Below are 22704 nucleotides of genomic sequence, written 5' to 3'. Positions count from 1 at the left end.
CAGAACAATCGTTAGCCCGGAAGGTCGAATCTGTGACTCTTATTTTCACGGACGAAACAGATGAAAGCTTCACTGGCGTTGGTCAGCCTTCTAACGGCATTTACCAGCCACTCCTTAAAATCTCCCGCCGTTCCACCAACCGTGGTACAAATCCAGGCCAACACCAACCTTGCCATCGCAGACGGTGCCAGACAGCAAATTAGCAGCACGCTATTTTACGATCCGGCGTATGTGCAGCTTACCTATCCTGGCGGTGATGTCCCGCAGGAACGCGGCGTATGTTCTGATGTAGTGATCCGCGCATTACGCAGCCAGCAGGTAGATTTGCAGAAGCTGGTTCATGAAGATATGGCGAAGAATTTTGCCGAGTACCCGCAAAAATGGAAGTTAAAGCGCCCGGACAGCAACATCGATCACCGTCGGGTGCCTAATCTGGAAACCTGGTTTATCCGCCACGATAAAACACGCCCCACCAGCAAGAACCCCAGTGACTATCAAGCGGGCGATATTGTCTCCTGGCGATTAGATAACGGGCTGGCACATATTGGGGTGGTTTCAGATGGCTTCGCCCGCAACGGTACGCCACTGGTGATACATAACATTGGCGCAGGCGCGCAGGAAGAAGATGTGTTGTTTAGCTGGCAGATTGTCGGGCACTACCGCTATTTTGCTAAATAAGCGATAGCGCCCAGGGAAGACGCTCTTCAGATTTTTTTTACGCTGACAGCTTCTTTTTTCTTACGGCTTACCAGCGCCAGTGCCAGCACAATCAGCACAATACCGCTGCCTTCAACCGCGCCGGGGTTTTCACCAAGCAGCCACCAGGAAAAGAGTACGCCGCAAACAGGAACCGCCAGCGTGCTTAAGCTGGCAATACTGGCAGGTAAGTTTTTCAGTACAAATAGCCACAAACTCCAGGCCAGTGCCGTCGCCAGAATCGCACTGTAGGCCAGCGCCCAGAACACCGTGGGCTGCCAGTCAATTTCACGTTGCGGCACCAGCCAGGCGACCACACTCATCACCAGCGCCGCATAAAGCATCTGCCAGGATGTTAACGACAATAAATCCACGCGCGGATAGCGGGCATAAAGGCGTTTCGCAACAATCGCACTCGCCCCCCAACTGATGCCGGAGAGGATTGCCAGGATGGCGCTTTTCATCGAGGAGAAATCGAGTTGCCACGGCTGTAACACCAGCAATAATCCAACGGCGGCAATCAGAATAGCGAAATATTGCCCGCGTCGCAGGCGTTCACCAAGAAACAGCGCCGCGAGAATCACCACCCAGAACGGCATGGTATAGCTCAGGATTGCCACCTTCCCTGCTCCGCCGCTCACCAACGCCCATTGCGCCAGTCCCACCATCCCGCAGGTTTGTAACAGGGCAATAGCTAAAGTGTATTTAAACGGCGTCGGACGCATACCGCGACCACGTAATAAAAGGACGATGAATAAAACGAGAGCGCCAAAAATGCAGCGTAAAGCAGTAAAGTCGAAGGCACCGATGTAGCTGGTGACTTGCTTCATGAAAATCCAGCTATAACTCCAGATAAGTGTGAGCACAACCAGGCCACTGATTGCCAGTGGGTTGCTCTTTCCTGCGGCAGACATGAGAGATCCAGTGTGTAGTTTTCCTGTGGACACTATACGCTGGTAAAGAAACTTCAGCGACCGCCTGAAAGGCAGTCGCTGAAGGAGTTCAGATTACAGCAGGTCGAAACGGTCGAGGTTCATCACTTTCACCCATGCCGCCACGAAGTCTTTAACAAACTTCTCGTGGGCGTCGCTGCTGGCGTAAACTTCTGCCAGCGCACGCAGGACGGAGTTAGAACCAAATACCAGGTCCGCACGGCTGGCAGTGTATTTCACTTCACCCGTTTCACGGTCACGGCCTTCGAACAGCTCTTTCGATTCGTCGGTCGCTTTCCACTCGTAACGCATATCCAGCAAGTTCACAAAGAAGTCATTGCTCAATACGCCCACGCGGTCAGTAAAGACGCCGTTTTTGCTGCCATCGAAGTTGGCACCCAGTACGCGCATCCCGCCGACCAACACCGTCATTTCCGGTGCAGTCAGGGTCAATTGCTGTGCTTTATCGATCAACAGAGATTCAGTTGTAGCCTCACCCGCCGCAGCACGATAGTTACGGAAACCGTCGGCAACAGGTTTGAGCAGCTCAAACATCTCAATGTCAGTCTGATCCTGGCGCGCGTCTACACGGCCCGGTGTAAACGGAACATTAACGCTGATACCCGCCGCACTCGCCGCTTTTTCAACACCAACGACACCGGCAAGAACAATAATGTCGGCAAGCGACGCTGTATGGGAGGATTTGTAGATCCCTTCCAGCACCGGCAATGCACGTGCTGCTGCGGCATTAACTTCCCAGTCGCGCTGTGGAGCCAATGCCAGACGCGCACCATTCGCGCCGCCACGTTTATCCCCACCGCGGAAGGTGGAGGCGGAAGCCCAGGCAACAGAAACCAGCTCGCTCACGGAGAGGCCAGATTCAGCAATCGCCGCCTTAAGATTAAGGATATCTTCCTCGCTCGGGTTGAAGAACACATGTGGCAGCGGATCTTGCCAGATCAGATCTTCTTTCGGCACTTCCGGTCCGATGTAGCGAGATTTCGGCCCCATATCCCTGTGCGTCAGTTTGAACCATGCACGGGCAAAGGCTTCGTTGAACGCTTGTGGATCATCGAGGAAGCGACGTGAAATCTTCTCAAACTCTGGATCAAAACGCAGAGTCAGGTCAGTGACCAACATCGTCGGCTTACGTTTCTTCGACGGATCGAACGGATCCGGGATAATTTCCGGTGCATCGACTGCTTCAAACTGGATGGCACCTGCCGGACTACGAGTCTGTACCCACTCATATTTGAACAGGTTTTCGAAGAAATAGTTGCTCCACTGAGTCGGCGTTTGCGTCCAGACCACTTCCAGGCCTGAAGTAATGGCATCGGCACCGACACCGGAACCAAAATCACTTTTCCAGCCTAAGCCCTGGTTTTCGATCGGTGCGGCTTCCGGATCAGGACCTACGTGCGTTGCCGGGCCTGCGCCGTGAGTTTTACCTAACGTATGACCACCTGCGATCAGCGCAACGGTTTCTTCGTCGTTCATTCCCATATTGCCAAATGTCGCGCGAATAGCTGCAGCCGCAGAAAGCGGTTCACCGCTGGCATTTGGTCCTTCCGGGTTAACGTAAATCAGCCCCATTTCGGTTGCTGCTAATGGCCGTTTTGCCAGCTCTTCCGGATTACGGTGGGCAAGCCAGGTTTTTTCATCACCCCAGTTTACGTCGAGATCCGGTTCCCAGACGTCTTCACGACCGGCACCAAAACCGAAAGTACGGAAGCCAGAATTTTCCAGCGCCACGTTACCCGCAAGGATAAACAGGTCGGCCCAGGAGATTTTCTGACCATATTTTTGTTTGATTGGCCACAACAGACGACGCGCTTTATCCAGGCTGACGTTATCCGGCCAGGAGTTGAGCGGTGCAAAACGTTGCTGACCACGCCCCGCGCCACCGCGACCATCGATTGAACGGTAAGTCCCCGCGCCGTGCCAGGCCATACGAATAAACAGACCCGCGTAGCTGCCCCAGTCTGCTGGCCACCACGGTTGGGACTCTGTCAGCAGCTCTTTCAGATCTTTTTTCAGGCCGTAGTAATCTAGCTTGCTAAATTCTTTGCGGTAGTCGAAGTCCTCACCCAGTGGGTTAGAACGGTTAGAATGTTGGTTTAACAGGTCAACACGGAGTTGTTTTGGCCACCAGTCATGAGTGGTTGTTCCCGCACCGGCGCTCTGGTCATGACCGCCATGATGGAACGGACATTTTCCGCTAGCTGTTGTGTTATGGATATCGTCAGACGTGCTCATCAATATGCTCCCTCTACAGTGTTACCCTTAAGATACACAGCGTTAGAGAGAAGTTATAATTGAATTAATCCACGGATGCGATAGTTGGGATCTTACATATCATTAGTTAAAGAGATGTAGATCAAAATGATCTTAAATAAGCCTTTTTGATTATGTCCGATTACGGATAAATACTTTATACAAAGAGGCTTTATCGCTGTTTTCTCCCTGTTCCTTTAAGGAATAAAGGAGAAAAAGCGAGTCAATAGTTTTGCTGGTCTGCCCCCTCGCTTCGAGGAGGCATTTTGTGCTTTGTTTTAATTTTGTGATCACTGTGTGATTTTCACCGAAACAAAAACACTTATAAACCCGGTCTAACACCCAGCGTATGGCAAATCGCGTAACTCATTTCAGCACGGTTCAGAGTATAGAAGTGGAAATCTTTTACCCCTTCACGGCTTAAAATTTTCACCATATCCATCGCGATATTTGCACCCACCAGTTTACGGGTTTCGGCGTCGTCATCCAGGCCGTCAAACATTTGTGCCATCCACGCCGGAATGCGCACGTTAGTCATGTCGGCAAATTTCTTCGCCTGTTTAAAGTTAGAGACCGGCAAAATGCCCGGAATAATTTCCACATCAATCCCCGCAGAGACACAACGGTCGCGAAAGCGCAGGTAGCTTTCGACATCAAAGAAGAATTGAGTGATAGCGCGGTTGGCTCCAGCATCCACTTTGCGTCTCAGGTTGAGTAAATCCGCCTGGGCGCTTTTCGCTTCCGGGTGAACTTCCGGATACGCCGCTACTGAAATATCGAAATCCGCGACTTCTTTTAACAGCTCCACCAGGTCAGAAGCATACATTTCCGGCTTACCGCTTCCCGACGGCAGGTCACCACGCAGCGCCACGATATGGCGAATACCGTTATTCCAGTAGTCACGGGCGATGGTGCGCAGCTCGTCGGGAGTCGCATCAATGCAGGTAAGATGCGGTGCAGCTTCCAGACCAGTACGCTCTTTAATACCTTTAATAATACTGTGCGTGCGGTCGCGCTCGCCGGAGTTCGCACCATAGGTCACCGAAACAAATTTTGGTTTCAGGCTGCTAAGACGATCGATGGAGTTCCACAGGGTCTGCTCCATTTCACTGGTACGCGGCGGGAAAAACTCGAACGAAACGTTAATCTGCCCCTGGACTTCTGCCAGACTCTGATTCAGGGCATCCCGCTGGCTGGCGTGAAAAAAGCTCATACCTTACCTCATCAATCGCTTGTAGTTATATGTTGTGTTGTGAACATCTATCCGTTTAGACGTCCAGATGTAAAGATGAAGGAAAAGCGGAGGAGCGTCAACCGAAAAATGACCAATGATGGTGAGGAAAAATCAGGAAAGATGAGAAAAATTCAGGATGGTAAGGAAAAGAAAATCCGGAATGCAAGGCAGACCGGATTACAGATGCAGGCTGACAACGTACTTATTGCTTCTTGCCGGATGTAGCGCAAACGCTTCATCCGGCCTATAACCAAATGATAAATCAATATATTTAGTTAGAAACCATAGACACGAAAACATGTGTACCAGGCATTATTAGATTCCTGAAATTACAACAACTGCGCCAGGCGGTTAATATCCGACTGAATCGCCCCGGCGGTGACGTCGCGCCCAGCGCCTGGCCCACGGATCACCAGCGGGTTATCGCGATACCAGCGGCTTTCGATGGCAAAGACGTTATCGCACGGCAGCAGTGATGCCAGCGGATGGTCTTCACGCACCGCTTCTACACCAACACGCGCTTTGCCATTGGCATCGAAACGCGCCACGTAGCGCAGCACCAGCCCCATTTCGCGGGCGGCTTCCAGTCGTTGCACCATCTGCTCATTCAGTTCATCGCCGTTTTCAAAGAAGTGGTCGATGCTGCCGCCTTCACAATGTGCTGGCACCAGCGACTCCACGCGCACCTGGTCCGGTTCAATGTTGTAACCCGCTTCACGCGCCAGAATCACCAGTTTGCGCATCACGTCTTTACCGGAAAGGTCATCACGCGGGTCAGGCTCGGTTAAGCCCTGTTGCCACGCCTGATCCACCAGTTCGGTAAACGGCACGCTGCCGTCGAATTGCAGGAACAGCCAGGAGAGCGTGCCGGAGAAGATCCCGCTGATCGACAAAATAGTGTCGCCGCTGTCGATCAGATCGCGCACAGTGTGGTTGATCGGCAAGCCCGCGCCGACGGTGGCGTTATACAACCAGTGACGTCCGGTCTTTTCGAAAGCGTCGTGGATCTGGCGATATTTGTTGCTGTCGCTGGCTCCCGCCAGTTTGTTGGCGCTGATAACGTGGAAACCGTGACTGGCGAAATCGAGATACTGGTCAGCAAGCTGCTGACTGGCGGTAACGTCCAGCACCACTAAATCATCATACGGATGGGCGCGCATCCACAGGAACAGCGACTCTTCATCCTGCTCGACGGCTTCATCATTGAAGAAGGCTAACGCGCGGCTGGCGTCCAGGCCATCATAGCTCAACAGGCTGCGGCGGCTGTCCACCACGCCTGCCAGCACAAACTCAAATCCGGTACGCGCCGAGAGCGTACTTTGCTCACGAGAGAACAGTTCCAGCCAACGCGAACCGATATTGCCCTTACCGAACAGGACCAGGCCGATGCGTTTTTCCGCGCGGAAGACGGACTGATGCAGTCCCTGAATAAGGCTTTCGGTCGGGCCGGTGCGTAGTACTGCCACCAGACTGATACCGTCATCCGACTGCCAGGTAAATTCGACCGGCTGACCTTTCAGTTGCTGCCAGAAACGGTGGCAATGCAGTGGGTTACGGGTGACACCTGCGCCTACCATCGCTACCAACGCCAGCCCCTGACGCAGACGCAGTTCGCCTGGCAATCCTGCTTCATCGAGAATTTTCAGGGCGCTATCAGCCACTTCGGAGGTGTAGCAAAATTGCAGCAACTGGCGATCGTTATGCACGCCAACTGCCAGCGGACGCACCTGAGCACGTTTCAAAATCTGGTCGATTTCTTTATGTGCCAGTTTGAAATCCTGGCGGGTTGGCACCTGAAACTCAATCAAACAGACATCGTCGTGGCTGGTGACAATTCGCGCACCAGTGCCGGAAGCCAGTACACGTTCAATACGCGTAGAACCTTGATCCGGCGTATAGCTACAGCGCAGTTGCAGGTCGATTTCGCTACCAGAAACGGGCTGTAAGGTACGGGCGTGGAGAACAGGGGCTGCCAGACGCGCCAGTTCGCTGGCTTCATCAAGACGCAGCAATGGCAGCAGACAGGCATCTTTCACTTTGCGCGGGTCGGCGCTGTATACCCCGGCGACATCGCTCCAGATAGTTACGCGGGAAACACCCGCCAGCGCACCGATTTGGGTGGCGGAATAGTCGGAACCGTTACGCCCCAGCAGTACCGTTTCACCGGCGTTGTTACGGCTGATAAACCCGGTCACAACCAGACGTTTGCCCGGATGCTGCACCAGCAATTGTTGTAGCAACGGATAAGACAGGCCTTCATCAACCTGCGGTTGTGCGGCGCGTTCAGCGCGTAAAAATTCACGGGCATCGAGCCAGGCCGCAGGCAGTCCTTGTTGGTTAAGCACTGCGGACATCAAACGCGCCGACCATACTTCACCGTGGCCTACCACTTCCGCATATACTGCGTCGGTGATACCGCTGTCGAGCTGCGCCGCCAGACGTTCCAGATCGCTGACAAAGGCGCTGATGAGGCTATCGGCTTCTTCGGCGGGTAACAGGCCGCTAATCAGATCGCACTGATAACGACGTAGCGTTTGTTGAACCTGATGCGCAGAGAGACGATCGGTCTGGCTTAGTTTCAACCAGTTAATCAACTGGTTAGTGGTGCTACCCGCGGCGGAAACCACCATCATATCGTCGGGCTGAGAGTACTCCGCCATAATGCCCGCAACACGCAAATAACACTTCACATCAGCCAGACTACTGCCACCAAATTTATGCAGTTGACAACCTTTCGCCCCTGCCTGCGCAATCACACTCATTTTTACCCCTTGTTTGCAGCCCGGAAGCCATTTTCCAGGTCGGCAATTAAATCTTCGCCATCTTCAATACCGGTGGAGATACGCAACAGCGTCTCGGAGATCCCGGCGGCAGCACGCGCTTCTGGTGCCATGCCTGCGTGTGTCATGGTTGCGGCGTGAGAGATTAAACTTTCCACTCCCCCTAATGATTCCGCCAGCGTAAATAACGACAGCCCGCCCAGGAAGCGACGCAGCGTCTGCTCATCACCATCCAGTTCAAAACTCAACATTGCGCCAAAGCCTTTTTGCTGACGCACGGCAATTTCATGCCCCTGATTTTCCGGCAGCGACGGGTGATAAAGTTTTTTCACCAGCGGTTGGGTTTGCAGATATTTCACAATCGCCTGCGCGTTGCGCTGAGCCAGGTCCATACGCGGAACCAGAGTTCGCAGACCACGCAGCAACAAATAACTGTCAAACGCACCACCCGTCACGCCAATATTGTTTGCCCACCAGGCCAGTTCGGTGACCACATCCGGATCTTTAGCAATCACCACGCCAGCCACTACGTCAGAGTGGCCATTCAGATATTTCGTACATGAATGCAACACCAGATCGGCACCCAATGCCAGCGGATTTTGTAATGCCGGGCTTAAGAAGGTGTTATCCACCACGCTCACCGCCCCAACTTCCCTTGCCAGATGGCAGATTTTCGCAATATCCACGACGCGTAACAATGGATTACTGGGGCTTTCTACCAATACCAGTTTGGGCTTTTCTGCCAGTGCCGCTTGTAATGCCTGCTCATCACCTTGATCAACAAACAGCACGCGATAACAACCACGCTTCGCCAGACTGTCGAACAGACGATAGCTGCCGCCGTAACAATCGTGCGGCGCAACCAACAGATCGCCCGGCTTCAAAAAGACGGTAGTCACCAGATGGATGGCTGACATGCCGGTATTAGTAAGCACCGCGCCAGCGCCACCTTCCAGTTCTGCCAGCGCACGCTGCACGACATCGCGCGTCGGGTTGCCGCGACGCGAGTAATCATGCGCACGCGGTTCATTAAATCCGGTAAAATTATAGGTGCTGGAAAGATGGATCGGTGGGACAACGCAACCATACTGTTCGTCGTCATTTAACCCGCTACGCACTGCGATGGTGGCCTGTTTACGCGTCATGTGATGAAGTTCCCTGGGCTGAGTCGGTGAAAAGACAGGCACCAGAGTAAACATTGTGTTAATGGACGTCAATACATCTGGACATCTAAACTTCTTTGCGTATAGATTGAGCAAATCAGAAATTGCCGTTAAAATTACATGCATTATCACGCTGACAGGCGCATTACACGATGTCACGGTAGCGCCTGTACGGTAAACTATGCGGGTTTATGACCAGTAACCTTATTAATTGTACGGTCTGGTCTCAATTTATTGACGAAGAGGATTAAGTATCTCATGGCTGAATGGAGCGGCGAATATATCAGCCCATACGCTGAGCACGGCAAGAAGAGTGAACAAGTCAAAAAGATTACGGTTTCCATTCCTCTTAAGGTGTTAAAAATCCTCACCGATGAGCGCACGCGTCGTCAGGTGAATAACCTGCGTCACGCTACCAACAGCGAACTGCTGTGTGAAGCGTTTCTGCATGCCTTTACCGGGCAACCGCTGCCGGATGATGCCGATCTGCGTAAAGAGCGCAGCGACGAAATCCCGGAAGCGGCAAAAGAGATCATGCGTGAGATGGGGATTAACCCGGAGACGTGGGAATACTAAAGCGGAAAAGAGCGGCGTGGGGAGTGCTGCCAAAGGCAAAATCGCCTGATGCGCTACGCTTATCAGGCCTACGTCATATTGCAATCTATTGAATTTGCACGAACTTGTAGGCCGGATAAGGCGTTCACGCCGCATCCGGCATAAACAACAAGCACGTTGTCAGCGGCTCAGATCTAACCCACCGCCTTTTTATACATGGACGTTTAACGATGAAAATCAGGCTACTCATCCCCAGCCTGCTGGTTTCTGCGCCAGCCTTTGCCTGGCAGCCACAAACCGGCAACATCATCTTTCAGATCTCTCGCTCATCGCAAAGTAAAGCGATCCAACTGGCGACCCATTCCGATTACAGCCATACCGGTATGCTGGTGATACGCAATAAAAAGCCCTACGTCTTTGAAGCCGTCGGCCCGGTGAAATACACCCCGCTGAAGCAGTGGATCGCCCACGGTGAAAAGGGCAAATACATTGTGCGCCGTGTTGAAGGCGGGCTGAATACCGAACAACAGCAAAAACTGGCGCAAGCGACAAAACGTTATCTTGGTAAACCGTATGACTTCAGCTTCTCGTGGAGCGACGATCGCCAGTATTGTTCAGAAGTGGTGTGGAAGGTGTATCAGAACGCGCTGGGAATGAGCGTGGGCGAGCAGCAAAAACTGAAAGAGTTCGATCTTAGCAACCCGCTGGTCCAGGCGAAGCTCAAAGAACGCTACGGCAAAAATATCCCGCTTGAAGAAACGGTGGTTTCACCACAGGCCGTTTTCGATGCGCCACAACTCACTACCGTCGCTAAAGAATGGCCGCTGTTTTCCTGGTAATGGGCCAATCACCTCGTGACTGGCCCCCAAAATCTAATTTTTATTGGTCTGAAGCTCTTGCGAAAACGCAGCCACGTCATTTTGACGCTGTCGTTCCATAGCGACCGCGCCAAAGTGCGTTAGCGTACAGAAAATAATGCAACAGATAACACCAGCAAGCAGAAGATAAAAACCGCCATCCCAACCTACCTGATCGACCATAACACCAAACAAACTTGTACCAAGCGTTGCGCCAAGAATATAACTCATAAAACCACGCAAACCGACTGCGGAACCCACGGCAAAACTGGGGACAATTTCCATTGTCTGCACAGAAGCCAGGAACTGCGGAACATAGATAAGGCAGCCTACGCAAGCAGCAAAAATGGTAATAGAGAGCAGAGAGTCGCTTTTCCAGTAGCCCAGCAGGCAGAAGAAAATCAATACCATACTGATAATCGCGGGTGGCATACGGCGACCATGAAATAATTTATCACTCAACCAGCCAGCAAATAACGTCGTTGGAATAGCCGCCCATTCAAAAATTAAAAATGCCGTGCTCATTTCAGTCTTCGTAAAATGTTTCACGCTTAACAGGTAAATGGGCAACCAACTGATAATTCCGAAACGCACCATATAGACAAAAACATCAACGAAAGAGACGAACCATGCATTCTTGTTTTTTAGCACATAGGTACAAAAAATTTGCCAGGCAGTCATATCTTCTGGCGCACGATCATCTTTTGCTTTAATGCTGACGTCGTCCGGAACAATTTCGCTTAATGGTGGTAAACCTTCACTTACGGGAGAACCTTTACCTGTCATCAGCACGACTATAGCAATGACAACTGATACAATCGCTGGAACAACATACGTTGCTATTTTCCAGTGTTCAGTACCCAATACGGCAAATGCACCACCAACAATCGGAGCAACAATACCGCCCCCCACATTGTGCGAAATATTCCAGACCGCACCGACGATGCCCCGTTCTTTACGAGGGAACCAGTTGGCTATTGTAATAAACGAAGGGCCAACGCCCATCCCTTGAAAGAGGCCATTCAGAATGACAAGTCCCGCAAACATCCAAAAAGCAAAACTAAAACCAAGCGCCACGTTAACGAGGGCGCAAAGAACTAAACCCACAGCCATATAGACTTTAGGATTAGCTTTGTCTGCCAGGCTACTCATTACCCCTTTACTAATACCATAGGCGATTAGCATACAACTGCTAAGTAGCCCTATTTGAGTCGCAGACAGATTAAGATCTTGTTTTAAATAAGGTGTGGAGAGAACAAAGTTATTCCTGACAATATAATACGAAAGATAACCGATAAACACGCTAAATAGCGCCTGCATACGATAACGATTATAGGTATTCTTTATTTCACTTTCAGGAACCTTATGTGTTGCCACTTGAGGTTTCAATAGAGAAAGCATACATCACCTTCCAGTTCATAGAGTTATTTTAAACAGCAATGCTAGTTGCTACTCTCTGATGAGTATTTCAAAAGCCCTTGCTTCATTGGTTTTGAAGATAGTGAAGCAAGAGAGTTTAAGTTACAATACAAGGCAAATGAGTCAAAATTGACTCAAAAATACAAATATCATGTTCCATTTCTTTCCCATTTTCACATCCCAAAATAGAATTCGGCTCTTATTTAAGTCTTAACGGGTTACAACAGCCCCAATATAAAAATAATTCCTTTTATTAATTTTTTCAGTTTTTGATGTCAGTCACATATTTTGTATCTATACACGTGATCATTGAAGATACTTGATTTTACCCTATCGGAGGATCATGCTGCGCAACATGAAAGTTTTCATCACCGCTCAACAACAAGGAGGACTTAAACATTTTCATGATATCCTTCATGACAAGCACATTTGCGCTCGAATTAAAGCCATTCTTCCGGCGCATGAAGGCTGGCGCAAAGAAACAATAGAATCCGGTCATAACCTGAATCCGATAGCGCAAGTGTGGAAATTAATTACCGAGCATACCCATAACAACCGCTATTTCCGCAAGATACACGTGTTCAGAGGTGCAATATTGATCTTTTTTTAACAAACGCTTCCGGATATAGTGACGCTGGCTACATCCAAATTAATGATAATTTCCGATACTGACACAAGTGTCTTGCTGTTCATTGAGTATATTAGCGAACGGATAATGATATGAATTACAGCGTAAGAGTTTTTCTCTCGTTAATAGGATTTTTGACATGATTCGTATTATACAACGAACACTAATCTGTTGGCTTTTATGCGTCAACGTCACCTCAGCACAAGAGCTGGTGATTGCTACAACGCTTTCTTCGGAAGCGACAGAGCACATTATCAGTCAATGGCAAAAGCAACCCCTGGCAACCCAAATCCGAACACTCAACCGAACCAGTGCATCCATTGAGCGCCTGCTTGAAAATCCATTGGGTGAAAATATTGATCTGGTATTGAGTTCATCCCCCATGTTGCTACAGCGATTACAAAGTAAAAACCTGCTCCAGCCATTTAATAATCAGATAGAAACAAGCAGAAAGTTAGTCCCCGACTCTATTCGGTCAACCACCGTTGCAGTTGCAGTATCGGGCTATGGCATCCTGATCAATGTAGCGCATCTGGAAGATAAAAATGAGCCAGTACCTACTTCATGGAAGGAATTAAGCAGGTCACGTTATCAAGGAACCTTATTAATGAGTAGCCCTTCGCGTTCAGATACCACTCATCTGATGATTGAAGATCTCCTGCAACAACAAGGATGGAATAACGGCTGGAGCACACTACTGAAAATAGGCGGCAATCTCGCGACCATTTCATCACGTAGTTTCGGTGTAGCAAATAAGATCAGCACAGGGTTGGGAGACGCTGGTCCGATAATCGACAATTACGCTAACGTACTGCTTAATAATTCAACCTTACGTTTCAGTTATTTCCCAAACTCTCGCGCAGCACCTATGTTTATTGCTATCACAAACGGCAGTGAACATTCACAGGAGGCGGGTCGTTTTATTAATTTCTTATTGAGCCAGGAAGGACAACAAGCATTGAGCGATTCTGACTCAGGAAAGTATCCGGTATACCCACTGCCCTCCGGCACTCCTCTCGCGGAGCAACAACTACGATTATTTTCCTCCCCTTCCCTTGATTATCCGTTGATTATGCAACGCCAAAAGCTCGTGCAATTGTTATTTGATAATGCGATTACTTTTCGCCTTACCGAACTTCAAAACACCTGGAAATCATTATATGCCGCAGAACATCGGCTTAAGCGTAAATTGCCAGATGTGCGCGCATTATTAACAGCCGTTCCTGTTACCCCACAACAGGCTATTAATTCCATGTATCTGCAGCAATTCGAACTGCAATCAGGCTTTCGTGAAGCTCAGATCATGGCATGGCAGCAGTTTTTCCTGCATCAACAGCAATTAGTGAACATGCAACTCGAGTCATTAAAGTGAAACAACTACATACTATAGGGACGAGCTTACGCCTCGCCTTTGTTTTTAGTGCCGTTCTTACGCTATTCGTTAGCGTAGTTAGCCTCTATTCGTGGTATGAACAAAATTCTCAGGTTCGCTACGCGCTTGATGATTATTTCCCGCGGATTCAGGCTTCATTTCTTTTTGAAGAAAACCTTACCGCATTGGTAAATGAATTCAATGAGCTACAACAGACAACCAATACCGTTAATCGTCTTCAGGTGAGGGAACAAATTGAACAACGGCTACAAAAAATTAAGGCCATTAATCCCCATCTTGATTCAGTACATCAAAATGCGCTTAACCAACAGGTTGCCAGTAGTCACAGATTGCTTAGCAAGCTCGATAGCGCGGTGAATAACAACAATCAAGAAAAAGGAAAACTCGACGTTATATCCTCAAGAGTTAACTGGTTACATGATGATTTCAATAATGAGCTTAACTCTCTGACTCAGGATTTAAGTTGGCAACAATCGTCGTTGCTCAATCAACTCAGCCAACGAAAAGATCTGCACGAAAATCAGGATTTGCAAAATGCTCAACAAACTATTCAAAAAGAATTACAACTTGTTTTCGAACTTTCACATATAGAAACCCAGATCGTCAGCACACTGAAGGAGATGCTTAACACACATAGTGGAGATATAGATTCGTTAAAACAACATATTCAATACCTGAATTTTTTGAAGCACAGCATTGACGAAAATGTGAGATCGTTATCGTCTTATTCCAGTACCATCACATTACATCAGACGGTTTATTCCTTGTGGGAGCTTGGTACTCAACAAAATTATCTACCCGGAACCCTCGCTGCCTGGCAGCAAGCTCAACAGACCCTCATGAGTACTATCGGGGATAAAGAGCGTGTATTTACGCAAATACGCAACCAATTAGAAACTCAATTAGGAAATAGCCATCAACAACTACAAACATTCAATCTACGATTGGAAAAAATAATGCAAATCAGCGGGCTACTGATTTTGTCGGCTATGGTTACCGCCTTGCTGTTCGTCATTCTGGTAAATTACCTCTACATTCGTCCCAGAATGATCCGCCGATTTCAGTTACTGAATGATGCCGTCGTCAAGTTAAGCAATGGTGAACTCGATGCTGATATCCCTGTCTCCGGCAACGATGAACTTGGGAGAATTGCCAACCTGCTCCGCCAGACCATTGAACAAATTAATCAACAACAACGTCAACTGGAGCAGGAAATATGCGATCGAATAGCGACTGAAAAAAACCTTCGTACTGCACAAAGTGAATTGATCCAAACCGCAAAACTGGCCGTAGTCGGGCAGACAATGACAACACTGGCACATGAAATTAATCAACCACTTAATGCATTATCTATGTATCTGTTCAGTGCCAACCGCGCTTTAGAACAACAAGACGTTGGTTTGGTAAAAAATTATATCGTCACTATGCGATCGCTGGTCGAACGCATGGATAACATCGTTAAACGACTGCGCAACTTCGCCCGCCGTCGTGATAGTGAATTAGCTGGCGGCGCAATCAATTTACAGCAGGTAATTTATTCATCCTGGGAACTTCTGGCATTGAAACATCGACCACTGAAAGCCTCTCTTCACTACCCGGATCATTTCCCTGCTGTGTATGGCGATGATGTTTTAATTCAACAAGTTTTAGTTAATTTATTTACCAATGCCCTGGAAGCCTGTCTGGAAGAACCGCCCACAATAACCATTAACTTTGAAGAAGAAGCCACCACTGTAACGCTATATATTGCTGACAATGGAAAAGGCTGGCCTGTGCTTCTGGCTGATCGACTATTAACACCTTTTACCACTGACAAAGCTGTAGGTTTGGGTATTGGCCTTTCGATTAGTCATTCTATTATGCGTCAGTGCCAGGGAGAGTTACATATCGCGTCTACTCTCGACCACCATGCGCTGGTTATTCTACGTTTCAGGAAGCTTTAAGCATGACAGACACTCACCCAACAATACTGTTAATTGATGACGATAATGATGTTCTGCAAGCCTACAGCGCTCTCTTACAGCAAGAGGGTTATGTAGTATGTACCTGTAGCAACCCTTCAGAGGCCCTACAATTGCTGCAAAATACCTGGGAAGGCATCGTTGTGTGCGACGTTTGCATGCCAGATATTTCAGGCATTATGCTGCTGGAAAAAATAACGCTGATCGACCCTAATCTTCCTATTCTGATGATCACCGGTCATGGCGATGTTCCTATGGCCGTTGAAGCGGTAAAAAAGGGAGCGTGGGATTTCCTGCAAAAACCGGTCAATCCGGAACAATTTCTATCACTTATCGAAAAAGCACTGGCAGAGCGTGAAGCTTATCTGGAACAAAAAAAATGGCGACACACTCAGTTTAATCGACACTTAATCGGTAACAGCGGCTGGATCCGCCAGACACGCCAACAACTTGAAACGCTGGCAGAAACCGATCTTCCCGTCTGTTTTTACGGCGAACCGGGTACAGGGAGAACATTAGCTGCTCATTATCTTCATCAATTTAGTTCTCGCAAAGAAAGACCTTTAATTGAACGTACACTCAGCGCTAATAGTCAGCAACCGTTGGAAGAATGGGTGAAAGAGGCAGAAGGTGGCACGCTGTTATTAAAAGAACTTGAACATTTAACACAAGAAAATCAGCGTCTCTTGATTCAACTCCAGGAACGCCCACAGGATCGATCGTTTCGTCTGATGGTTGTTAATCAAAGCCCTCTGGCTGAACTGGCCGCCGCACAGAAAATCATTCCCGCATTGTATTTTCTTTTTTCACTCACCCACATTGAATGCCCACCACTAAGCCAACGACCGGGGGATATTGAACCTATTTTTCACCATTATCTGACACTCACCTGTAAACGATTAAATCGCCAACAGCCGTTGCTGGGAAAAACGTTTTATAAACGGCTGATGGCGCGTGCCTGGCCGGGTAATATCATTGAATTGGTGAATGCGGCAGAACTGGTTGCAGTAGGTGTTTTAATGCTGGACGATTCGGTCAATTTGCAGATGATGGAGACTGATCCAGCACCGCTGGATGAACGAGTAGAAAGTTATGAAAGACAAATAATTATTGATGCTCTCAACTTCCACCAGGGTCGTATAAACGACGTTGCAGATTACTTTCAGATACCCAGAAAAAAGCTGTATTTGCGCATGAAAAAATACGGTATCGATAAAATGGATTTTCGCGATGAAAGAAAAGATAAAAAAACACAAACTCAATGAGTTATGTTGCTGATGAAAGTTTTCAGGCACAAAAAAAGCGCCGTGCGGCGCTTTTTTCGGAAATCCGGTCTTATTTGCTGCCCGGGATGCTGAAACGCTTGTTGAAGCGATCAACACGGCCACCGGTAGCAACATCACGCTGTTTGCCAGTGAAGAACGGGTGGCACTTGCTGCACACGTCGAGGTTCAGGTCATGACCAACGGTGGAGCGGATTTTCATTACGTTACCGCAAGAGCAGCTAGCAGTAATTTCTTCGTATTTCGGGTGAATATCTTTTTTCATGGGAAAACCTCGGTTTAAGGCCGCGTCGCTCTTCCAGCCCTAACGCCAGACACCACGCGATGTTTAAAGTATAGTTTCAATACGATCATTTCGTATCAAAGGCGCCGAATCATACAGAAATTAACCAGCGTATGCAAACTGATCCGCACTCCTCTACGGCAATGTGTATACTGTTCCACCGAATTTCAAGTCAGGATGATGCTATGCCCGTTGCCCACGTTGCCTTGCCCGTTCCGCTCCCTCGTACCTTTGACTATCTGCTGCCTGAAGGCATGACGGTTAAAGCCGGGTGTCGCGTGCGCGTACCGTTTGGCAAACAGCAAGAACGCATCGGGATTGTGGTGTCGGTTAGCGACGTCAGCGAGTTGCCACTCAACGAACTGAAAGCGGTGGGAGAAGTGCTGGACAGTGAGCCGGTGTTTACTCACTCCGTCTGGCGATTACTGCTATGGGCGGCGGATTACTATCATCATCCGATTGGCGATGTGTTATTTCATGCCTTGCCGATTTTACTGCGCCAGGGGCGACCTGCGGCGAACACGCCAATGTGGTACTGGTTTGCCACCGAGCAGGGTCAGGCGGTGGATATCAACAGCCTGAAACGTTCGCCAAAACAGCAGCAAGCGCTGGCAGCATTGCGGCAAGGGAAAATCTGGCGCGACCAGGTCGCCACTCTCGAATTTAATGATGCCGCACTACAGGCGCTGCGCAAAAAAGGTTTGTGTGAACTGGCAAGCGAAACGCCAGAATTTAGCGACTGGCGAACGGGCTATGCCGTTTCTGGCGAACGTCTGCGGCTGAATACTGAACAAGCCACCGCCGTTGGCGCAATTCATAGCGCGGCCGATTCTTTTTCTGCCTGGCTGCTGGCGGGCGTCACCGGTTCCGGTAAAACGGAAGTCTATTTAAGCGTGCTGGAAAACGTTCTCAGCCAGGGCAAGCAGGCGCTGGTAATGGTGCCGGAAATCGGCCTGACACCGCAAACTATCGCCCGTTTTCGTGAACGATTTAACGCACCCGTGGAAGTCCTGCATTCTGGTCTGAACGACAGCGAACGCCTTTCGGCGTGGCTGAAAGCGAAAAATGGCGAAGCAGCGATTGTGATTGGTACGCGTTCCGCACTGTTTACGCCATTTAAAAATCTCGGCGTGATTGTCATCGACGAAGAGCATGACAGTTCCTACAAGCAGCAGGAAGGCTGGCGCTATCATGCCCGCGACCTGGCGGTATATCGCGCGCACAGCGAGCAAATCCCGATCATTCTCGGTTCGGCAACGCCTGCATTGGAAACGCTATGCAACGTGCAACAGAAAAAATATCGCCTGCTGCGCCTGACACGTCGGGCGGGTAATGCGCGTCCGGCAATTCAACACGTGCTGGATTTAAAAGGTCAGAAGGTGCAGGCGGGGCTGGCTCCAGCGTTAATCAGTCGTATGCGCCAGCATTTACAGGCCGACAACCAGGTTATTCTCTTTCTTAATCGCCGTGGTTTTGCGCCTGCGCTGCTGTGCCACGACTGCGGCTGGATTGCCGAATGCCCACGTTGCGATCACTACTACACGCTGCATCAGGCACAGCAACATCTGCGCTGCCACCATTGCGATAGCCAGCGCCCGGTGCCGCGCCAGTGTCCGTCCTGCGGCTCTACGCACCTGATGCCGGTGGGGCTGGGCACTGAGCAGCTTGAACAGACGCTTGCGCCGATGTTCCCTGGTGTAGCCATTTCACGTATCGACCGCGACACCACCAGCCGTAAAGGCGCGCTGGAGCAGCAACTGGCGGAAGTGCATCGCGGTGGCGCGAGGATTTTGATTGGTACGCAAATGCTGGCGAAAGGTCACCACTTTCCGGATGTCACGCTTGTGGCGTTACTGGACGTCGATGGCGCGCTATTTTCTGCCGATTTTCGCTCAGCAGAACGTTTTGCCCAGCTTTACACTCAGGTCGCTGGTCGTGCGGGGCGTGCAGGTAAACAGGGTGAGGTGGTGCTGCAAACACACCATCCGGAACATCCTCTGTTGCAAACGTTGCTCTATAAAGGCTACGACGCCTTTGCCGAACAGGCGCTGGCCGAACGGCGAATGATGCAACTGCCACCGTGGACCAGCCATGTGATTGTGCGCGCAGAAGATCATAATAATCAGCACGCACCGCTGTTCCTGCAGCAGTTGCGCAATCTGATCCTCTCCAGTCCGCTGGCGGATGACAAACTGTGGGTTCTCGGCCCGGTTCCGGCACTGGCCCCCAAACGAGGCGGTCGCTGGCGCTGGCAGATCTTGTTGCAACACCCTTCCCGCGTGCGCTTGCAGCACATCATTAATGGCACTCTGGCGCTTATCAACACAATACCGGATTCACGAAAAGTGAAATGGGTGCTGGATGTCGATCCCATTGAAGGCTAAACCGCTCACGATGCGAGGCGGATCGAAAAATTAAATATTCATCACACTTTTCATGAAAATTCTGTAACCGTTTTCACGCACTATCTGCTAAAAATGTTGCCGATATGAAGTAAACATGGATGTAGTACGCCTGACGTGCCAGGCGAGGAGTGAGTGTGAAAGCGAAGAAGAAGCAGGAAACTGCCGCAACCATGAAAGACGTTGCCCTGAAAGCAAAAGTCTCTACAGCGACCGTTTCCCGAGCATTGATGAATCCCGATAAAGTCTCCCTGGCCACTCGTAATCGGGTTGAAAAAGCCGCTCGGGAAGTGGGTTATTTACCACAGCCAATGGGACGTAACGTTAAGCGTAATGAGTCCCGTACAGTTCTGGTAATTGTCCCGGATATCTGTGATCCCTTCTTTAGCGAAATTATTCGCGGTATCGAAATTACGGCGGCAAGTCACGGATATCTGGTGCTGATTGGCGACTGCGCACATCAAAATCAGCAGGAAAAAACCTTTATCGATTTAATCATCACCAAGCAAATTGATGGCATGTTGCTGCTGGGTTCAAGGCTGCCGTTTGATGCCAGCATAGAGGAGCAACGTAATCTGCCGCCTATGGTGATGGCGAACGAATTTGCGCCGGAGCTGGAGCTGCCGACGGTTCATATCGACAACCTGACCGCGGCATTCGATGCGGTAAATTACCTGTATGAACAGGGACATAAACGGATTGGCTGTATTGCTGGTCCAGAAGAGATGCCGCTGTGTCACTATCGCCTGCAAGGCTACGTTCAGGCGCTGCGTCGCTGCGGAATTATGGTTGATCCGCAATATATCGCCCGAGGCGATTTCACCTTCGAAGCCGGAAGTAAGGCCATGCAACAGTTGCTCGACCTTCCGCAGCCGCCTACTGCCGTCTTCTGTCATAGCGATGTGATGGCGCTCGGCGCACTTTCACAGGCCAAACGTCAGGGGCTGAAAATCCCTGACGACCTTTCCATCATCGGTTTTGATAACATCGACCTGACGCAATTCTGTGATCCGCCGCTGACAACCATTGCGCAGCCGCGTTACGAAATCGGTCGGGAAGCTATGCTGTTATTGCTTGATCAAATGCAAGGGCAAACGGTCGGCAGTGGCTCACGTTTAATGGACTGCGAGCTTATTATCCGGGGATCGACTCGCACATTGACTTAAAGTAAACCTTTAAGACTTCCGTGACTGGTCAAAGGCCCGCCGCTTAAGTAACATGGCGGGCTGACGAACGAATAAATACAGCGAAACGATAGTGGCACAACGAGATTATGTACGCCGCAGCCAACCGGCACCTTCGCGGCGAAAAAAGAGCACCTCACGGAAAAAGCAACGAAATCTGCCTGCGGTTTCTCCCGCAATGGTCGCTATTGCTGCCGCCGTTCTTGTGACCTTTATCGGTGGTCTGTACTTCATTACGCATCACAAGAAAGAAGAGTCCGAGACGCTGCAAAGCCAGAAAGTGACCGGAAATGGACTACCTCCGAAACCGGAAGAACGCTGGCGTTACATAAAAGAGCTGGAAAGTCGCCAGCCTGGTGTGCGTGCGCCAACAGAACCTTCTGCCGGTGGTGAAGTGAAAACGCCGGAACAACTGACACCGGAACAGCGCCAGCTTCTTGAGCAAATGCAGGCCGATATGCGCCAGCAGCCAACGCAGCTAATTGAAGTTCCGTGGAATGAGCAGACGCCGGAACAGCGCCAGCAAACGCTACAACGCCAGCGTCAGGCGCAGCAGTTAGCAGAACAGCAACGTCTGGCCCAGCAGCCACGTGCGACAGAACAAAGCTGGCAGCAACAGACACGTACTGCGCAAGCCGCGCCAGTACAGTCTCAGCCGCGGCAGTCTAAACCTGCGTCCACTCAGCAACCGTACCAGGATCTGCTGCAAACGCCTGCGCATACTGCTGCACAGCCGAAACCACAGCAGGCTGCGCCCGTTGCTCGTGCCGCAGACGCGCCAAAACCGACGGCAGAGAAAAAAGATGAACGCCGCTGGATGGTACAGTGCGGTTCGTTCAGAGGCGCGGAACAGGCAGAGACGGTGCGTGCTCAACTGGCGTTCGAAGGTTTTGACTCGAAAATTACCACCAACAATGGCTGGAATCGTGTGGTCATTGGCCCGGTGAAAGGCAAAGAAAACGCAGACAACACCCTCAATCGTTTGAAGATGGCGGGTCACACAAACTGTATTCGGCTCGCCACCGGGGGTTGAAACCCTCAAAATCTCCCCCATCTATAATTGCATTATGCCCCGTACTTTTGTACGGGGTTTGTACTCTGTATTCGTAACCAAGGGGTCAGCTCGTGACAACTATAGTAAGCGTACGCCGTAACGGCCATGTGGTCATCGCTGGTGATGGCCAGGCCACGTTGGGCAATACCGTAATGAAAGGCAACGTGAAAAAGGTCCGCCGTCTGTACAACGACAAAGTCATCGCGGGCTTTGCGGGCGGTACTGCGGATGCTTTTACGCTGTTCGAACTGTTTGAACGTAAGCTGGAAATGCATCAGGGCCATCTGGTTAAAGCTGCCGTTGAACTGGCAAAAGACTGGCGTACCGATCGCATGTTGCGCAAACTTGAAGCACTGCTGGCGGTCGCGGACGAAACTGCATCGCTTATCATCACCGGTAACGGTGACGTTGTGCAGCCAGAAAACGATCTTATTGCTATCGGCTCCGGCGGCCCTTACGCCCAGGCGGCGGCGCGCGCGCTGTTAGAAAACACTGAACTTAGCGCCCGTGAAATTGCTGAAAAGGCGTTGGATATTGCAGGCGACATTTGCATCTATACCAACCATTTCCACACCATCGAAGAATTAAGCTACAAAGCGTAAGGAT

Annotated in this window: 18 protein-coding genes; 11 read left to right on the top strand and 7 right to left on the bottom strand. The window is 50.1% G+C overall.

Features of this window, described 5'->3' with window-relative positions; genetic code table 11:
* Window positions 1-60 precede the first annotated feature (60 nt).
* Window positions 61-678 (top strand): DUF1287 domain-containing protein, encoded by a 618-nt coding sequence (locus A1SC_RS05185; RefSeq protein WP_000647904.1) that lies wholly within the window; start codon window positions 61-63, stop codon window positions 676-678.
* A gap of 26 nt (window positions 679-704) precedes the next feature.
* Here the strand turns inward: A1SC_RS05185 and yijE are convergent, their stop codons facing one another.
* The 5 genes from yijE to metB all read right to left on the bottom strand — a co-directional run bounded on the left by yijE (window position 705) and on the right by metB (window position 9061).
* Window positions 705-1610 (bottom strand): cystine transporter YijE, encoded by a 906-nt coding sequence (yijE, locus tag A1SC_RS05190; protein ID WP_001271260.1) that lies wholly within the window; start codon window positions 1608-1610, stop codon window positions 705-707.
* Window positions 1611-1703: 93 nt separating this feature from the next.
* Window positions 1704-3884 (bottom strand): catalase/peroxidase HPI, encoded by a 2181-nt coding sequence (katG, locus tag A1SC_RS05195; RefSeq protein WP_016262749.1) that lies wholly within the window; start codon window positions 3882-3884, stop codon window positions 1704-1706.
* 340 nt (window positions 3885-4224) lie between these two features.
* Entirely contained in the window at window positions 4225-5115 is an 891-nt protein-coding gene (metF, locus tag A1SC_RS05200) for a methylenetetrahydrofolate reductase (RefSeq protein ID WP_000007531.1), read from the bottom strand.
* 350 nt (window positions 5116-5465) lie between these two features.
* Window positions 5466-7898, bottom strand: coding sequence for a bifunctional aspartate kinase/homoserine dehydrogenase II (metL, locus tag A1SC_RS05205; RefSeq protein WP_016262748.1), 2433 nt, complete (start codon window positions 7896-7898; stop codon window positions 5466-5468).
* 2 nt (window positions 7899-7900) lie between these two features.
* On the bottom strand, window positions 7901-9061 hold the full coding sequence (gene metB / locus A1SC_RS05210) for a cystathionine gamma-synthase (protein ID WP_016262747.1): 1161 nt from the start codon (window positions 9059-9061) through the stop codon (window positions 7901-7903).
* A 276-nt stretch (window positions 9062-9337) separates the two neighbouring features.
* On the opposite strand from metB, the gene metJ reads away from it, so the two are divergent.
* The gene (gene metJ, locus A1SC_RS05215; protein ID WP_000852812.1) at window positions 9338-9655 is read left to right on the top strand and encodes a met regulon transcriptional regulator MetJ; all 318 of its coding nucleotides are present in this window, start codon (window positions 9338-9340) and stop codon (window positions 9653-9655) included.
* 209 nt (window positions 9656-9864) lie between these two features.
* Window positions 9865-10473 (top strand): YiiX family permuted papain-like enzyme, encoded by a 609-nt coding sequence (locus tag A1SC_RS05220; protein WP_016262746.1) that lies wholly within the window; start codon window positions 9865-9867, stop codon window positions 10471-10473.
* 33 nt (window positions 10474-10506) lie between these two features.
* On the opposite strand, the gene pgtP is transcribed toward A1SC_RS05220, so the two are convergent.
* Entirely contained in the window at window positions 10507-11892 is a 1386-nt protein-coding gene (pgtP, locus tag A1SC_RS05225; protein WP_000949936.1) for a phosphoglycerate transporter PgtP, read from the bottom strand.
* A gap of 373 nt (window positions 11893-12265) precedes the next feature.
* Between pgtP and A1SC_RS05230 the strand changes: the two genes are divergently transcribed.
* The 4 genes from A1SC_RS05230 to pgtA all read left to right on the top strand — a co-directional run bounded on the left by A1SC_RS05230 (window position 12266) and on the right by pgtA (window position 17157).
* Window positions 12266-12520: a hypothetical protein gene (locus A1SC_RS05230; protein ID WP_233461550.1), complete on the top strand. Its 255-nt coding sequence runs from the start codon at window positions 12266-12268 to the stop codon at window positions 12518-12520.
* 157 nt (window positions 12521-12677) lie between these two features.
* On the top strand, window positions 12678-13910 hold the full coding sequence (locus A1SC_RS05235; RefSeq protein WP_016262745.1) for an ABC transporter substrate-binding protein: 1233 nt from the start codon (window positions 12678-12680) through the stop codon (window positions 13908-13910).
* Window positions 13847-15874, top strand: coding sequence for an ATP-binding protein (locus tag A1SC_RS05240; protein WP_194314693.1), 2028 nt, complete (start codon window positions 13847-13849; stop codon window positions 15872-15874). The genes A1SC_RS05235 and A1SC_RS05240 overlap by 64 nt, the downstream gene beginning before the upstream one ends.
* 2 nt (window positions 15875-15876) lie before the next feature.
* Window positions 15877-17157, top strand: a complete 1281-nt coding sequence (gene pgtA / locus A1SC_RS05245) for a two-component system response regulator PgtA (RefSeq protein ID WP_016262744.1) — start codon at window positions 15877-15879, stop codon at window positions 17155-17157.
* A 70-nt stretch (window positions 17158-17227) separates the two neighbouring features.
* On the opposite strand, the gene rpmE is transcribed toward pgtA, so the two are convergent.
* Window positions 17228-17440, bottom strand: a complete 213-nt coding sequence (gene rpmE / locus A1SC_RS05250; RefSeq protein WP_000710770.1) for a 50S ribosomal protein L31 — start codon at window positions 17438-17440, stop codon at window positions 17228-17230.
* 203 nt (window positions 17441-17643) lie between these two features.
* Here rpmE and priA point away from each other — a divergent pair, with 203 nt between their 5' ends.
* From priA to hslV, 4 genes are all read left to right on the top strand, one after another.
* Window positions 17644-19842 (top strand): primosomal protein N', encoded by a 2199-nt coding sequence (gene priA, locus A1SC_RS05255; protein ID WP_001517517.1) that lies wholly within the window; start codon window positions 17644-17646, stop codon window positions 19840-19842.
* A gap of 191 nt (window positions 19843-20033) precedes the next feature.
* On the top strand, window positions 20034-21026 hold the full coding sequence (gene cytR, locus A1SC_RS05260) for a DNA-binding transcriptional regulator CytR (protein ID WP_194245949.1): 993 nt from the start codon (window positions 20034-20036) through the stop codon (window positions 21024-21026).
* A gap of 91 nt (window positions 21027-21117) precedes the next feature.
* On the top strand, window positions 21118-22077 hold the full coding sequence (gene ftsN / locus A1SC_RS05265) for a cell division protein FtsN (RefSeq protein WP_000068823.1): 960 nt from the start codon (window positions 21118-21120) through the stop codon (window positions 22075-22077).
* 92 nt (window positions 22078-22169) lie between these two features.
* Window positions 22170-22700: an ATP-dependent protease subunit HslV gene (hslV, locus tag A1SC_RS05270; RefSeq protein ID WP_000208242.1), complete on the top strand. Its 531-nt coding sequence runs from the start codon at window positions 22170-22172 to the stop codon at window positions 22698-22700.
* Window positions 22701-22704 lie beyond the last annotated feature (4 nt).

The organism is Escherichia sp. KTE52, from assembly GCF_000408325.1.
Lineage (GTDB): Bacteria > Pseudomonadota > Gammaproteobacteria > Enterobacterales > Enterobacteriaceae > Escherichia > Escherichia marmotae.
The sequence above is the reverse complement of the archived record's forward strand: the minus strand, read 5'-3'. Positions and strand labels throughout refer to the sequence as shown.